Annotated in this window: 12 protein-coding genes and 1 pseudogene; 2 read left to right on the top strand and 11 right to left on the bottom strand. The window is 61.3% G+C overall.

Annotation, left to right across the window (positions count from 1 at the left end; all coding sequences use genetic code 11):
* Positions 1 to 102 precede the first annotated feature (102 nt).
* From astD to acs, 11 genes are all read right to left on the bottom strand, one after another.
* Positions 103 to 1,572, bottom strand: a complete 1,470-nt coding sequence (gene astD / locus INT12_RS25220; RefSeq protein WP_193039958.1) for a succinylglutamate-semialdehyde dehydrogenase — start codon at positions 1,570 to 1,572, stop codon at positions 103 to 105.
* Positions 1,569 to 2,594: an arginine N-succinyltransferase gene (astA, locus tag INT12_RS25215; RefSeq protein ID WP_193059064.1), complete on the bottom strand. Its 1,026-nt coding sequence runs from the start codon at positions 2,592 to 2,594 to the stop codon at positions 1,569 to 1,571. The genes astD and astA overlap by 4 nt, the downstream gene beginning before the upstream one ends.
* Positions 2,595 to 2,644: 50 nt before the next feature.
* On the bottom strand, positions 2,645 to 3,664 hold the full coding sequence (gene aruF / locus INT12_RS25210; RefSeq protein WP_017849211.1) for an arginine/ornithine succinyltransferase subunit alpha: 1,020 nt from the start codon (positions 3,662 to 3,664) through the stop codon (positions 2,645 to 2,647).
* A gap of 204 nt (positions 3,665 to 3,868) precedes the next feature.
* Positions 3,869 to 5,089 carry an aspartate aminotransferase family protein gene (locus INT12_RS25205; protein ID WP_046382325.1) on the bottom strand — a complete coding sequence of 407 codons (1,221 nt, stop codon included), beginning with the start codon at positions 5,087 to 5,089 and terminating at the stop codon, positions 3,869 to 3,871.
* Positions 5,090 to 5,356: 267 nt separating this feature from the next.
* Positions 5,357 to 6,337, bottom strand: a complete 981-nt coding sequence (gene argR, locus INT12_RS25200) for a transcriptional regulator ArgR (protein WP_193059063.1) — start codon at positions 6,335 to 6,337, stop codon at positions 5,357 to 5,359.
* A gap of 209 nt (positions 6,338 to 6,546) precedes the next feature.
* Entirely contained in the window at positions 6,547 to 7,311 is a 765-nt protein-coding gene (locus INT12_RS25195; RefSeq protein WP_017849214.1) for an ABC transporter ATP-binding protein, read from the bottom strand.
* 27 nt (positions 7,312 to 7,338) lie between these two features.
* Positions 7,339 to 8,451, bottom strand: a complete 1,113-nt coding sequence (locus INT12_RS25190) for a succinylglutamate desuccinylase/aspartoacylase family protein (protein WP_193039956.1) — start codon at positions 8,449 to 8,451, stop codon at positions 7,339 to 7,341.
* 1 nt (position 8,452) lies between these two features.
* Positions 8,453 to 9,151: an ABC transporter permease gene (locus INT12_RS25185; protein WP_017849216.1), complete on the bottom strand. Its 699-nt coding sequence runs from the start codon at positions 9,149 to 9,151 to the stop codon at positions 8,453 to 8,455.
* Complete coding sequence (locus tag INT12_RS25180) at positions 9,148 to 9,837, bottom strand: ABC transporter permease (protein WP_010566615.1); 690 nt, start codon at positions 9,835 to 9,837, stop codon at positions 9,148 to 9,150. Before INT12_RS25180 ends, INT12_RS25185 begins: the two co-directional genes overlap by 4 nt.
* 91 nt (positions 9,838 to 9,928) lie before the next feature.
* On the bottom strand, positions 9,929 to 10,714 hold the full coding sequence (locus INT12_RS25175; RefSeq protein WP_017849217.1) for an ABC transporter substrate-binding protein: 786 nt from the start codon (positions 10,712 to 10,714) through the stop codon (positions 9,929 to 9,931).
* A gap of 688 nt (positions 10,715 to 11,402) precedes the next feature.
* Complete coding sequence (gene acs / locus INT12_RS25170; RefSeq protein WP_017849218.1) at positions 11,403 to 13,358, bottom strand: acetate--CoA ligase; 1,956 nt, start codon at positions 13,356 to 13,358, stop codon at positions 11,403 to 11,405.
* A gap of 395 nt (positions 13,359 to 13,753) precedes the next feature.
* On the opposite strand from acs, the gene INT12_RS25165 reads away from it, so the two are divergent.
* A complete protein-coding gene (locus INT12_RS25165; RefSeq protein WP_017849219.1) occupies positions 13,754 to 14,023 on the top strand; it encodes a DUF2790 domain-containing protein in 270 nt (89 codons plus the stop codon).
* A 509-nt stretch (positions 14,024 to 14,532) separates the two neighbouring features.
* A pseudogene (locus tag INT12_RS25160) lies at positions 14,533 to 14,712 on the top strand (ribonucleotide-diphosphate reductase subunit beta); the annotation flags it as partial.

Genomic DNA, 14,712 nt, shown 5'->3' with positions numbered 1-14,712 from the left:
CACCGACCTAATGTGGGAGGGGGCTTGCCCCCGATAGCAGTCTGCCAGTTGATGAATCAGGTGACTGATCCACCGCTATCGGGGGCAAGCCCCCTCCCACCTTTAGATCAGTGTAATGCCGGGGGTGAGTGTGGCTGGCAGCACCAGGCTCGGGGTCTCCAGGGACGCCACCGGGTACGCGCAATAATCCGCTGCGTAATAGGCGCTGGCGCGATGGTTGCCCGAAGCCCCGACACCACCGAACGGCGCGGTACTGGCGGCGCCGGTCAGTTGTTTGTTCCAGTTGACGATCCCGGCGCGGCTTTCCAGCCAGAACTGCTGGTAGCGCGCTTCGGAGTCCGACAACAAACCGGCGGCCAGGCCGTACTGGGTGTTGTTGGCCTCGGCAATCGCCGCGGCGAAATCAGCGTAGCGGATCACCTGCAACAGCGGGCCGAACAGCTCCTCATCGGCGCGCTCGCTCACTTCGGTCACGTCAATGATGCCCGGGGTCAACAACGCGGCCTGAGCCTGCGGCTGGGTCATTTCCAGCAGCGCCACGGCGCCGTTGGCCAACAGCAGTTCCTGGGCGTCCATCAAGGCCTTCGCGGCCGCCAGGGAAATCACCGAGCCCATGAACGGCGCCGGTTGCTGGTCGAACGCACCGACCGCAATCGTCGCGCTGACCGCCACCAGCCGCGCCAGCAGTGCATCGCCCCAGGCGCCTTCGGGCACCAGCAAGCGACGGGCACAGGTGCAACGCTGGCCGGCCGAGATAAACGCCGATTGGATGATGGTGTAGACCGCCGCATCCACGTCGGCCACTTGATCCACCACCAACGGGTTGTTACCGCCCATTTCCAAGGCCAGGATCTTGTCCGGGCGCCCGGAGAACTGCTGGTGCAGGTGGTTGCCGGTGCGGCTGGAGCCGGTGAAGAACAACCCGTCGATACCCGGGTTGGCCGCCAGGGCGATCCCGGTTTCCCGCGCACCTTGCAGCAGGTTCAACACGCCCACCGGCAGGCCGGCTTCGATCCAGCATTGCACGGTCAGCTCGGCGACTTTCGGGGTCAACTCGCTGGGTTTGAACAGCACGGTATTGCCCGCCAGCAACGCCGGGACGATATGCCCATTGGGCAGGTGACCGGGGAAGTTGTAAGGGCCAAACACCGCCACCACGCCGTGGGGCTTGTGGCGCAACACAGCGGTGGCGTCGCCCAGCGGGCCGCTCTTCTCGCCGGTACGCTCGCGGTAGCTTTGCACCGAGATCGCGATCTTGTTGGCCATGCTGGTGACTTCGGTGGCCGATTCCCACAGGGGCTTGCCGGTTTCTTCACCGATGCAGCGGGCGATTTCATCGGCGCGGCTTTTCAAGGTATTGGCGAAGGCTTCGAGCACGCCGATGCGCTCTTCCAACGAGCGCCGGGCCCATGCCGGAAACGCCTGGCGCGCCGCCTGCACGGCGGATTCGACCTGTTCGGCGCTGGCGCCATTGCCGGCCCACAGCACGTGCTGGGTCACCGGGTTGCGCGATTCGAACAGCTCACCCTGGCCAGCCAGCCAGCTACCTGCGATATACAGCGAATTCATTATTTCGACTCCCGAGCAGCAGACAACGGTACGGCACGCACTTGATCGCCCACCACCAGTTGCAGGCGCTTGGCGGTCAACGGATCGACCACCAGTGTGCCTGCCGCCAGGCGGGCCGGTGCGGCGGTGATGCGGCACTCTTCGCGCTTGCGGGTATGGATCAGGAACGGCGTGGCGTCGTCGCCTGGCGTGCCGATGGCCAACACCAGCGACTGGCTGTCGCGCACCGCACGGATCTTGCTGGTCTCACATTCCACCGCTGGGCCGGCGTCGAAAATGTCGACATAGCCCTGGTAGCTGAACCCTTCGCTCTTGAGCATGCTCAGCGCCGGCTCGGTATCCGGGTGAACCTTGCCGATCACGTTGCGCGCATCCTCGGACAGGAAGCAGCTGTACAGCGGAAATTTCGGCATCAACTCGGCGATAAAGGCTTTGTTGCCCACGCCGGTGAGGTAGTCGGCCTGGCTGAATTCCATCTTGAAGAAGTGTCGGCCCAGGCTTTCCCAGAACGGCGAGCGCCCGGCTTCATTGGACACGCCGCGCATCTCGGCGATGATCTTGTTGCCGAACAACTGCGGGAACTCCGCGATAAACAGCAGGCGCGCCTTGGCCAGCATGCGGCCGTTGAGGCCGTTGCGGTAATCGGCGTGCAGGAACAACGAACACAGTTCGGAGTTGCCGGTGAGGTCGTTGGCCAGGAACAGCGTCGGGATCTCACGGTAGATATTCAGCTCCTGGGAGGCGCTGACGGTCAGGCCGACCCGGAAGTTGTACCAGGGCTCGCGCAGGCCGACGGCGCCGGCGATGGCGGAAATCCCCACCACGCGGCCTTCGTCGTTTTCCAGCACGAACAGGTAGTCGGCATCCCCGCGCCCGGCTTCGCCGCGGAAGGTCTTTTCGGCCCAGCCGACCCGGTGGGTCAGGCGCTCTTCGTTGGCCGGCAAGGTGGTCAGGCCGGTGCCAGTGCTGCGCGCCAGATCAATCAGGGCCGGTAAATCGCTGCTGCGTACGGGACGAACGATCATGCTATCTCCTCAGGCGGGCCGCCCGTTCAGGCCACCCGCAAAACTCTGCGTTAAACCGCAACCAAACGCACGCTGGCGCCTTCGCCGACGCCCAGGGCTTCGGCCGCTTCCAGGTCCAGGGTCACCGGTTTGCCGGGCGCATAGTCCAGCTCCAGCAGCACCGCGCGGTAATCCTGCAACTGCGCGTTGCTCACCAGGTACTGGCGGCCGACACCCTTGACCCTCTCGCCGATCTTCACCGGCACCACGCGGCTCTGGGCGATCGAGCGAATGCCCGAGACCCGTGCGTGCAGCGTCGGGCCGCCGTCGAAGATGTCGATGTAGTGATCGGTCTCGAAGCCTTCGCGCATGAGGATGTCGAAGGTGATCTGCGCACGCGGATGCACCTGGCCCATGGCTTCCTGGGCTTCGTCCGGCAGCAGCGGCACGTAGATCGGGTAGTGCGGCATCAGCTCGGCGAGGAACGTGCGGCTTTTCAGTCCGCACAGGCGCTCGGCGGCGGCGTAGTTGAGGTCGAAGAAGTTGCGCCCGATGGCGTCCCAGAACGGCGAATCACCGTTCTCGTCGCTGTAGCCGACAATCTCGGTCACCACCGAGTCGGCGAAGCGCTCGGGATGGCTGGCGACGAACAACAGGCGGCCGCGGGAATTGAGTTCCGACCACGGCGAACCGACCAGCTCCGGCACCACATAGAAGCTGGTGAGCAGGCTGTTGCCGGTGAGGTCGTGGCACTGGGAAAGCACGTGGATCTTGTTGTGGATCTTCAGCTCGCGGGAGGCGTGGACGAAGGTCTCGTTACGGAAGCTGTAGAACGGTTCCGAGTAGCCGGCCGAGGCGACGATGGCCGAGCAGCCGACGAGCTTGCCGGTCTCGGTGTCTTCGAGCACGAAGAAATAGCTTTCTTCACCGTTGAAACTGACCTCGGCAGCGAAGGACGCTTCGCTGGCGGCGATCTTGTCGCTCAGGCGCTCCACATCGTCCGGCAAGGAGGTGACACCAATCGGGCTGTCCGCAGCCAGACGCTGCACCTCGCCCAGATCAGCCATTTGCGCGGGGCGCATCACCAGCATGGTGTCACTCCTTAACTCGAAAAACTCATAGGAAAAAGTACCGGACAGGTCAGGAACAACACATATCCAATGTGGGAGGGGCGGTGCGACGATTCGACTTGCCCCCGATAGCGGTGTATCAGTCACCAGATGTATCAACTGACAGACTGCTATCGGGGGCAAGTCCCCTCCCACATTCGACCCAGTCCGACAGATAAATGTGTATCAGGCTTGGGTCAGTGTTTTAACAGCACGCTCAAAACGGTCCAGGCCTTCATTGATGTCCGCATCCTCCACCACCAGGCTCGGCGCGAAACGCACCACGTCGGGGCCGGCTTGCAGGATCATCAGGTTTTCTTTCTCGGCCGCGTTGAACACGTCCTTGGCCTTGCCTTTCCAGGCGTCGCTCAACACGCAACCGAGCAGCAGGCCGAGGCCGCGCACTTCGCTGAAGATCCCGTATTGTTTGCCGATCTGCTCCAGGCGGGCCTTGAACAGGTCGTGCTTGGCGTTGACGCCGGCCAGCACTTCAGGCGTGTTGATCACATCGATCACCGCCCCCGCCACCGCACACGCCAGCGGGTTGCCGCCGTAGGTGGTGCCGTGGGTGCCGACCACCAAGTGCTTGGCCAAGGCTTCCGTGGTGAGCATCGCGGCAATCGGGAAACCGCCGCCCAGGCTCTTGGCACTGGTGAGAATGTCCGGCACCACACCGTAGTGCTGGTAGGCGAACAGATGGCCGCTGCGGCCCATGCCGGTCTGCACTTCGTCGAACACCAGCAGCGCGTCGTGGGCGTCGCACAGTTCGCGGGCGCCTTGCAGGTAGGCGAGCTCGGCCGGCAGTACGCCACCCTCGCCTTGCACCGGTTCCAGCACCACGGCGCAGGTCTTGTCCGACACGGCAGCTTTCAGCGCGGCCAGGTCATTGAACGGCACATGGGTGATGCCAGTGATCTTCGGCCCGAAGCCGTCGGAGTACTTCGACTGGCCACCGACGTTGACGGTGAACAGGGTACGGCCGTGGAAGCTGTTGAGGGCGGCGATGATCTCGTATTTCTCGCTGCCGAAGCGGTCGAACGCCACGCGACGGGCCAGCTTGAACGCAGCCTCGTTGGCTTCGGCGCCGGAGTTGCAGAAGAACACACGCTCGGCAAAAGTGGCGTCGATCAACTTGTGGGCCAGGCGCAGGGCCGGCTCATTGGTGAAGACGTTGGAGACGTGCCACAGCTTGTGGGCCTGTTCGGTCAACGCACCGACCAGCGCCGGGTGGGCATGGCCCAAAACATTGACCGCGATGCCGCCGGCAAAGTCGATCAGCTCGCGACCCGCCTGGTCCCACACGCGCGAACCTGCGCCGCGCACGGGGATGAATGCGGCAGGTGCGTAATTGGGCACCATGACCTGGTCGAAATCGGCACGTTGCACCGGGGCTTGCTCAACGGACATCGGAGTCTCCTGAAGAGGAACGCCTGCCTGGAACTGGCGGGCGATGCAGGGATTGTAAGGACAGTTTTCAGCGCGGCCTTGCCGCCAAGCGACAACTTCTTATAGCGCCAACCCGCGATTTTGGCGGGTTTACGCCAATGCGACAAATAGCATCGCAATGGCGCAGTTTAAACGCTACCGGGGCACAGCGGCAGGTGGTCGAGCAGGATAGGCGTAACTTGGCCGGCGGTCGGCTATCTATCTACCGCCGGGATCGCGCGGGTGAGATCAACCGCGTTCGGACGGCACCGACGACAACTCGAACGGGCTGCTGCTGCGTCGCTGATTGCGGTCTTCGCGGGGGGTGGCGCCGAAGAAATTGCGGTAGGCGCTGGAGAAGTGCGGCCCCGAGGAGAAGCCGCAGGACAGGCCGATCTGGATGATCGACTTGCTGGTTTGCATCAGCATCTGGCGGGCCTTGTTCAGGCGCAGTTCCAGGTAATACTGGCTGGGGACGCGATTGAGGTATTGCTTGAAGATGCGTTCCAGTTGTCGTCGCGACACGCAGACATGCTGGGCGATTTCGTCGGTGGTCAGCGGTTCCTCGATGTTGGCCTCCATCAACAGCACCGCCTGGGTCAGCTTCGGATGGCTCGAGCCCAGGCGATTTTGCAGAGGGATGCGCTGGCGCTCGCCGCCTTCGCGGATGCGCTCCACCACCAGTTCCTCGGACACCGCACCGGCCAGCTCGGCGCCGTGATCACGGGCCAGCACCGCCAGCAACAGGTCGAGTACCGACATGCCGCCACAGGCGGTCAGGCGATCGCGGTCCCAGTCGAACAGATGGCTGGTGGCGATGACCTTGGGGAAGCGCTCGGCAAAATCGTCCTGCCAGCGCCAATGCACGGCGGCGCGGTAGCCGTCGAGCAGGCCGAGATGAGCCAGCGGGTAGACACCGGCCGACAAGCCGCCGATCACACACCCGGCGCGCACCAGTTGCTTGAGCGCGGTGCTGAGCTGCGAAGCGATCGCGGCGGGCGGTTCGTCGGCCAGCAGGAACAGTTTCTGGAAGCCTTCGAGCTTGCCGGCCCACGGCCCGCCGGGCAGTTGCCAGGCGCCATCGGTCTGCGGTTCGGCCTGCAGAAACGACAGTTCATAGACCACCTCCGGATGCACCCGCTGAGCAACGCGCAAGGCCTCCTCAGCCAGCGCAAGCGTCAGTGCTTTTGTGCTGGGCCAAATCAGGAAACCAATTCGATGGGCAGTCATGGAGGGCTATCCGAAGCAAAAACAGTGAAAGAAGCCGTGGGCCAATGCTAGCCCGTAAACGAACACAAATCTCAAAAACGATGAACATCCAATGTGGGAGGGGCGGTGCGACGATTCGACTTGCCCCCGATAGCGGTGTATCAGTCACCAGATGTATCAACTGACAGACTGCTATCGGGGGCAAGCCCCCTCCCACATAAAAGGAGTGGCTACTTCAAGCTGCCGGAGAGGAACTGCTGAAGCCGCTCGGACTGGGGATTGACCAGCACTTCGCGCGGGTTGCCGCGTTCTTCGACGATGCCTTTGTGCAGGAATACCAGCTGGTTGGACACTTCACGGGCAAAGCCCATTTCGTGGGTCACCACCACCATGGTGCGGCCTTCCTGGGCCAGGTCCTGCATCACTTTCAACACTTCGCCGACCAACTCCGGGTCCAGCGCCGAGGTGGGTTCGTCGAACAGCATCACCTCCGGCTCCATCGCCAGCGCACGGGCAATCGCCACGCGCTGTTGCTCGCCACCGGACATATGGCCGGGGAACGCATCCTTACGATGGCCCACGCCGACTTTGGCCAGGTAGTGCTCGGCCTTTTCCCGCGCGTCCTTTTTCGACATGCCCAACACATGCACCGGGGCTTCCATCACGTTTTCCAGCGCGGTCATGTGCGACCACAGGTTGAAATGCTGGAACACCATGGACAGGCGCGAACGCATGCGTTGCAGCTGTTTCGGGTCGGCGGCGCGCAGGGCGCCGTCTTTGCCGGCCACCAGTTTCAGCTCTTCGTTATTGAGCAGGATCTTGCCGGCGTGGGGCTGCTCCAGCAGGTTGATGCAGCGCAAAAAGGTACTTTTGCCCGAACCGCTGGAACCGATGATGCTGATCACATCACCGGCCGCCGCGGCCAGGGACACGCCTTTGAGCACTTCATGACTGCCATAGCGTTTATGCAGGTCTTGGACTTCAAGCTTGTACATGCGGTCGGTTCTCACAAAAACAGGTGGTCAGTCGTTGAGCAAGCGCCCGTGACGCAGCGCTTCGCGCCCCGCCACCTTGGCCAGCCAGAAACCCGCTTGGGCATAACGTAGCCGTTCAACGGCAAACAGCACCCCCGAAGTGCCGGCGCAGATGATGCTCACGCGGTCTTCCAGAGGGTCGATCACTTCAAAAACCGGCTCGCCGGCGTCCACCCAGTCACCGGCTTTACGCAGGTAACTGATCACGCCAGCGTGGGGTGCAAACAGCAATTCGGTGCCTTCGAAGGGCACGCCTTCGCAGGGTTCGTGACGTGGCGCCGGCCACTCACCTTTAATCAGGCCCTGCTCGGCGAGGAACGCGAGGATGCCTTCGGCGTGGAAGATCGCTTCGTCGCGGCCGGTATCGGCCTGGCCGCCCAGTTCCAGGGTGGTCGCCAGGCACGCCAGCGGAATCTGCGCCTCGGGGAACGCCCGCGACACACGCAGCCAGGGCAGCGAGCAGGCTTCATCGAACGAGCTGCCGCCGGAGTCTTCCGCCAGCAGCCCGACTTTCACGTTCAAATGCGCCGACAGCGACCGCCACTGCGGCCAATGCTGGGGCAGCGCGTACATGTGCAGCGCGGCTTCGGCGTCGCAATGCAGGTCGAGGACGATGTCTGCGCTGCAGGCGTGGCCCAGCAGCACCCGCTGCATGCCTTGCAACTGGCTGGCCGGCGCGGGCAGCGCGTCGAGCGTATCGCGCATCGCCTGGCGGATCACGCGCACGTTGGCATGGGGATCATCGCCGAGCTTGCCGTGCAGTTGTGCGATCAGCGGCTCGCTCAACTCGACGAAATCGCGGTTGAAATTCTTGCCGCTGCCAATCTCGAAACGCCCTTGATGGCTGCCTTGCAACAGCTGGCCCAGGCCCATCGGGTTGGCCACCGGCACCAGCTCGATCACGCCGTTGAGCGCGCCTTGCTGTTCCAGTTCGGTCAGGCGCTTTTTCAGCTCCCACGCGGCACGCATCCCCGGCAGTTCATCGGCGTGCAGGCTGGCCTGGATGTAGGCCTTGCGCTCGCCGCTGCCGAAACGGAACACACTCAGTTGGCGCTCGCAACCCAGGTGGCCCCAGGGCAACAGGTGATCGATACGTTCCATATCAGTGCTTCCGTGGAGCCAGGTAGCTCAGCCAGCGGCGCTCGGCCAACTTGAACAGGCGCACCAGGATGAAGGTCAAGCACAGGTAGAACGCGCCAGCGGTGATATACGCTTCGAACGGCAGGTAGAACTGTGCGTTCACCGTGCGCGCGGCACCGGTGATGTCGATCAGGGTGACGATGGATGCCAGGCTGGTGGTCTGCAGCATCATGATCACTTCGTTGCTGTACTGCGGCAGCGCCCGGCGCAGGGCCGATGGCAGCAGGATGCGGCGGTACAGCTTGTAGCGCGACATACCCATGGCCTTGGCCGCTTCGATCTCGCCGTTGGGGGTGGCCTTGAGGCTCCCGGCGATGATTTCGGCGGTGTAGGCGCTGGTGTTGATCGCAAAGGCCAGGCACGCGCAGAACGTGGCGCTGGACAACAGCGGCCACAGGAAGCTCTCGCGCACCGCCTGGAACTGGGCCAGGCCGTAGTAGATCAAGAACAGCTGCACCAGCATCGGTGTGCCGCGGATCACATAGGTGTAGAGCCAGGCCGCGCCGTTGACGATCGGCTGCTTGGACACCCGCATCAAGCCCAGGGGCAAGGCGGCGAGCAGACCGAAGAACAGCGAAATGGCGAGCAGTTTCAGGGTGGTCAGCAAGCCGCCGAGGTACAGCGGCATGGCGTCCCAGATGACGTTGTAGTCGAAGATCATAGATCAGCCGCCCTTACGCCTACCGAGTAGCGCTTCTCAAGATGACGCAACGCCAGCAACGATACGCTGGTGATCACCAGGTACATCGCCGCCACTGCGAGGAAGAAGGTAAAAGGCTCGCGGGTGGCATCCGCCGCCTGCTTGGCCTTGAACATCATGTCTTGCAGGCCCACCACCGAAATCAGCGCGGTGGCCTTGGTCAGGACCAGCCAGTTGTTGGTAAACCCGGGGATCGCCAGCCGGATCATCTGCGGCACCATCACCCGGAAAAACACCTGGAAAGGGCTCATGCCATACGCCAGGCCGGCTTCGGCCTGACCCTTGGGGATGGCCATGAAGGCGCCGCGGAAGGTTTCCGACAGGTAGGCGCCAAAGATGAAACCCAGGGTGCCGATACCGGCGGCCAAGGGGTTCAAGTCGATATAGTCGTCATAGCCAAGCATCGGCGCGACGCGGTTGAGCAGGTCCTGACCGCCGTAGAAAATCAGCAGGATCAGCACCAGGTCGGGAATCCCACGGATCACCGTGGAGTACAAGTCACCCAGCCAGGCCAACCAGCGCACCGGCGACAGGCGTAACGCGACCCCGATCAGACCCAGAACGATGGCCAAGGCCATGGACGACAAGGCGAGCTGAAGCGTCAACCATGCGCCATCGAGGATGACGGCCCCGTAGCCTTTCAACATGATTCAGGTCCTCGAAAAGGGGGATGAAAAAATGGCGCAAACCTCAGGAATTCTGTTGCTTGCGCCATTCTGGACAGACCGCTGCGACGATTTACTTGGCGTCTGGGCCGTAAATATCGAAGTTGAAGTACTTGTCCTGGATAGCCTTGTACTTGCCGTTGGCACGAATCGCAGTGATCGCAGCGTTGATGCGGTCCAGGTTTTCCTTGTCGCCTTTACGTACCGCGATACCGATGCCATCGCCGAAGTATTTGCTATCGGTAAAGGCCGGGCCGGTGAACGCGTAGCCTTTACCCGCAGCCGTATCGAGGAAACCTTCCTGCAACAGGGTGGCGTCAGCCACGGTGCCGTCGAGGCGACCGGCTTCCACGTCCAGGTAGATTTCGTTCTGCGAGCTGTAAGGAACAACCGTGGCACCTTTAGGCGCCAGTACTTCCTTGGCGAAACGGTCATGGATCGAACCGCGCTGCACGCCGATTTTCTTGCCTTTCAACTCATCCAGGCTGTCGCTGACGGTCGTGCCTTCCTTCAACACCAGGCGCGCCGGGGTCAGGTAGTAGCGGTTGGTGAAGTCCACGGACTTCTTGCGGTCGTCGGTGATGGACATGGACGACAGGATCGCGTCGATCTTGCGCACTTTCAGCGCGGGGATCAGGCCGTCGAACTCTTGCTCGACCCAAGTACACTTGACCTTCATCTCTTCGCACAGAGCGTTGCCGATGTCGTAGTCAAAACCGACGATGTTGCCATCCGGCGCCTTCGAGGCAAACGGAGGGTACGCCGCTTCGATACCAATTTTCAGAGGCTTGCCTTCAGCGAAAGCCTGCATGGACAGCACGGACAGCGCCAGGGCGCCCAACAGCACGAGTTTCTTCATCTTGGGACTCCATCGGTATAGGGCAAAACAGCAGTATGAGCCATGGCCCACGATGCGACTGAGTGAAACCGAATAGCGGTGCTGCGTCCTACGCCGATTCAACAGCGGCGACGACGAGCGAGTGATCGGCATTCTAACGACAGGCCGGAAGCCGATATTTCCTCAATGCGACAACAATTTACAGAAGCACCGAGAAAGCGGTTCCAGCACATTGACAGCCCCTGTTTTTTATGCAGAGACAAAAGATATTAAACCTGTTGATACTGCAAATAGCGGGCCTATTATTCGCAAACCCTTCTAGCACGGCAAGTGTGGCGTTTAATCTAATACTGGGAGCTGTCTAAAACGCGGCTTTTCGGTGCAAACCCGTAGCACTTTGCCTCATGTTCGGGCGAAGGGTTACACATTTGCGCCGCTCGGTAACATTCAGAAACGTCCTCTGCGATAAACCGATATTTATTGGACTGCGGGTTGTGTAGACCCATGTGGGAGGGGGCTTGCCCCCGATGGCGGTGGATCAGTCACTGATCAGTTGGCTGAAGACCGCTATCGGGGGCAAGCCCCCTCCCACATGGGATCTTCAGTGGCTTTGAGAGACCACAAACATGGGATCTTCAGTGGTTTTGAGAGACCACAAAAAAGCCCCACCCGGCTCACGCCGAATGGGGCTCTGTCCCACCTACCCGTCTTACGCGACGTTCATGGTCTTGTGGGTCTCAATCAAATGCGCCACCACACTTGGGTCGGCCAGGGTGGAGATATCGCCCAAGCCATCGTACTCAGCCGTGGCAATCTTGCGCAGGATACGTCGCATGATTTTGCCCGACCGCGTCTTCGGCAAGCCCGGTGCCCACTGGATCACGTCCGGCGAAGCGATCGGCCCGATTTCCTTGCGCACCCAGTTCTTCAGTTCCAGGCGCAGCGCTTCGGTCGGCTCTTCACCATTTTTCAGGGTGACATACACATAGATGCCCTGGCCTTTGATGTCGTGCGGCACACCCACCACCGCCGCTTCGGCGACTTTCGGGTGGGCGACCATGGCGCTTTCGATCTCGGCGGTCCCCATACGGTGGCCGGACACGTTCAACACGTCATCCACACGGCCGGTGATCCACCAGTAGCCATCTTCATCGCGACGGGCGCCGTCACCGGTGAAGTACATGCCCCGGAAGGTCTTGAAGTAGGTATCGACGAAACGGTCATGGTCGCCGTACAGGGTACGGGCCTGGCCTGGCCACGAATCGAGGATCACCAGGTTGCCTTCGGCAGGGCCTTCGATGATGTTGCCCAGGTTATCCACCAAGGCCGGCACCACACCGAAGAACGGCCGTGCCGCCGAACCTGGCTTGAGCGCATGGGCGCCCGGCAGCGGGCTCATCAGGGTGGCGCCGGTCTCGGTCTGCCACCAGGTATCGACGATCGGGCAACGGGATTGGCCGACGTTCTTGTAGTACCAGTCCCACGCTTCCGGGTTGATCGGCTCACCCACCGAACCCAGTAGGCGCAAGCTGCTGCCATCAACGCCTTCGCAGGCGGCGGTGCCGGAAGCCATCATCGCGCGGATCGCCGTCGGCGCGGTGTAGAGAACATTGACCTTGTGCTTGTCGACGATCTTGCCCACCCGAGTGATGTCCGGGTAGTTAGGCACGCCTTCGAACATCAGCGTGGTCGCGCCATTGGCCAGTGGCCCGTAGACGATATAGGTATGGCCGGTGATCCAGCCGACGTCGGCGGTACACCAGAAGATTTCACCCGGGCGGTAGTCGAATACGCGCTCATGGGTCAGGGCCGCATACAACAAGTAGCCGCCAGTGGTGTGCTGCACGCCTTTAGGCTTGCCGGTGGAGCCGGAGGTATAAAGGATGAACAGCGCTTCTTCAGCGCCCATCTCTTTCGGCGCGCACACGGTGCCCGCCACTTTCATCAGGTCTTCGTACCAGATGTCACGATGCTGGTTCCACTTGATGCTGCCACTGGTGCGCTTGCACACGATGACTTTCTGGACGCTGTTGGTTTCCGGGTTGGTCAGAGCGTCGTCGACGTTGGCCTTCAACGGAATCTTCTTACCGGCGCGCACACCTTCGTCGGCGGTGATCACCACTTTCGACTTACAGTCGATGATGCGACCGGCCAAGGCCTCCGGCGAGAAGCCGCCAAACACCACCGAGTGGATCGCACCGATGCGGGCACAGGCCAGCATGGCGACCGCAGCTTCGGGGATCATCGGCATATAAATAGTCACCACGTCGCCGCGGTGTATGTCCTGACCACGCAGGGCGTTGGCGAACTTGCAGACTTGTTCGTGCAACTCGCGGTAGGTGATGGTGCGGCTGTCGGCAGGGTCATCGCCCTCCCAGATGATCGCCGCCTGGTCGCCGCGCTCGGCGAGGTGACGGTCCAGGCAGTTGTAGGAAACGTTCAAGGTGCCATCGGCAAACCACTTGATGTCGACATGGTGATCGTCGAATGAGGTCTGCTTCACCGTGGTGAAAGGCTTGATCCAGTCAAGACGCTTGGCTTGCTCACGCCAGAAACCATCGGGGTTGACCACCGACTGCTGGTACATGGCCTTGTAGGTCGCCTCGTCAGTCAGCGTGTTGGCTACTGTTTCGGGGCGAACGGGGTACAGGGAAGCCGCACTCATCTTTCTTACCTCGGTGAAATAGTTGTTTTTGTATGACCCCAGTTGTAGCCGGGGTCAGCCTATAGAACCATTCGACGATGGTAGTAACAAGACCCTACAAATTGCCCTGTTATCTCCTTCCCCCCTCTAGCCCGTAGCCTACGGCGCTTGGCGGACACGTAAAAAAACCTGCGAGGGGGGATTATTACAAAAACCACCAATAGTGTTTATCAAAAGCACGGGTATATGAATATAACCCGCAGGCCTAAAATCGACTCCGCCAACAAGGCAACCAGATTAACAACGTAACAGCCCCCACGAAGGCACGTTAATCCGAAGTAAACACCCCTAAGTTACACACGAGGCCTCCAAAGGGCCCCGTGACCCCTTTCGCACTGAAGAAGGTAAAAAGAGAAATGAAAGCTTTATTAGTTATGGCCCTCAGCAGCTTGTGCGCCACCGCCGCCCTGGCCGAGGAAGCCCCGACTGACGTAGCCGGCCAGAACGCTCCGATTGTTGAAGACTACACCTACAGCACTCACCTGGACGTCGCCAAAGTAGTCTCCATGAGCACCATTCCAGATGTATGCGAAGTCGTACCGGTAAAAATGGAATATGAAGACTCCAAAGGTCAGCGCCACATTCTTAACTACCATGTGATGGGTAACGGTTGCTCTAACGGATAACAACTTCGTTAGTTCACATTGACCGTGATCTTATTCGCCGCAAGAAATTGTTCTTGCGGCCAAAAACCCGCCTCCCGCTCCCCCGCTCAAAAAACCTCGCCAGCCCCCGCAATAAATAGCCCACCGTCCGTCAAAAAAATCCTCCTGCACCAACCCCCTGTAAACCCTCGCTCTGGCTCGAATACCAGGCGTTTTGTCAGCAATCCGAGCGCATCTGCCACAACACAAAGCCGTTTTTTTCCCTATAATGCGCGGGTAAATCGGGCCTGCAATATCCCTTTACACTGGGATGAAGAGCCGACCTGAGGCCTCCGCAGGAGCATGCATCTATCGCTCCGCCCCTCAAGCCTCACGCAGAGCACCCGTTCACCCCATTGCGTTTAATGCCTGCGCTAGCTGTTGCAACAAACGATTCCTTAAGATCCACCGCGGCCCGAGGGCCGTGTGAACCCCCAACCATCCGGTTTCACACGGGCACCTTCGAGCCCTCACGCAGGAGACGACACGTCATGCTGAGCTGGGACGAATTCGACAAAGAAGAAGACGGCGAAGTCGCCGTCAAAGGCGCCAACGCCGGCCACGCCACCGAAGCCAACATGGACCGCCTCGACGGTGCCGGCGCCGCTGCCGCCATCGAAGCCCGCGCCGTCACCGCCAACGACTCCGCCGCGATCATCCGCGCCAAGGCT

Origin of the sequence: Pseudomonas sp. K8, from assembly GCF_014889455.1 — a bacterium.
GTDB classification, from domain to species: Bacteria; Pseudomonadota; Gammaproteobacteria; order Pseudomonadales; family Pseudomonadaceae; genus Aquipseudomonas; species Aquipseudomonas veronii.
Note: the sequence above shows the minus strand (reverse complement) of the source record. Positions and strands in the feature narration are given on the sequence as shown.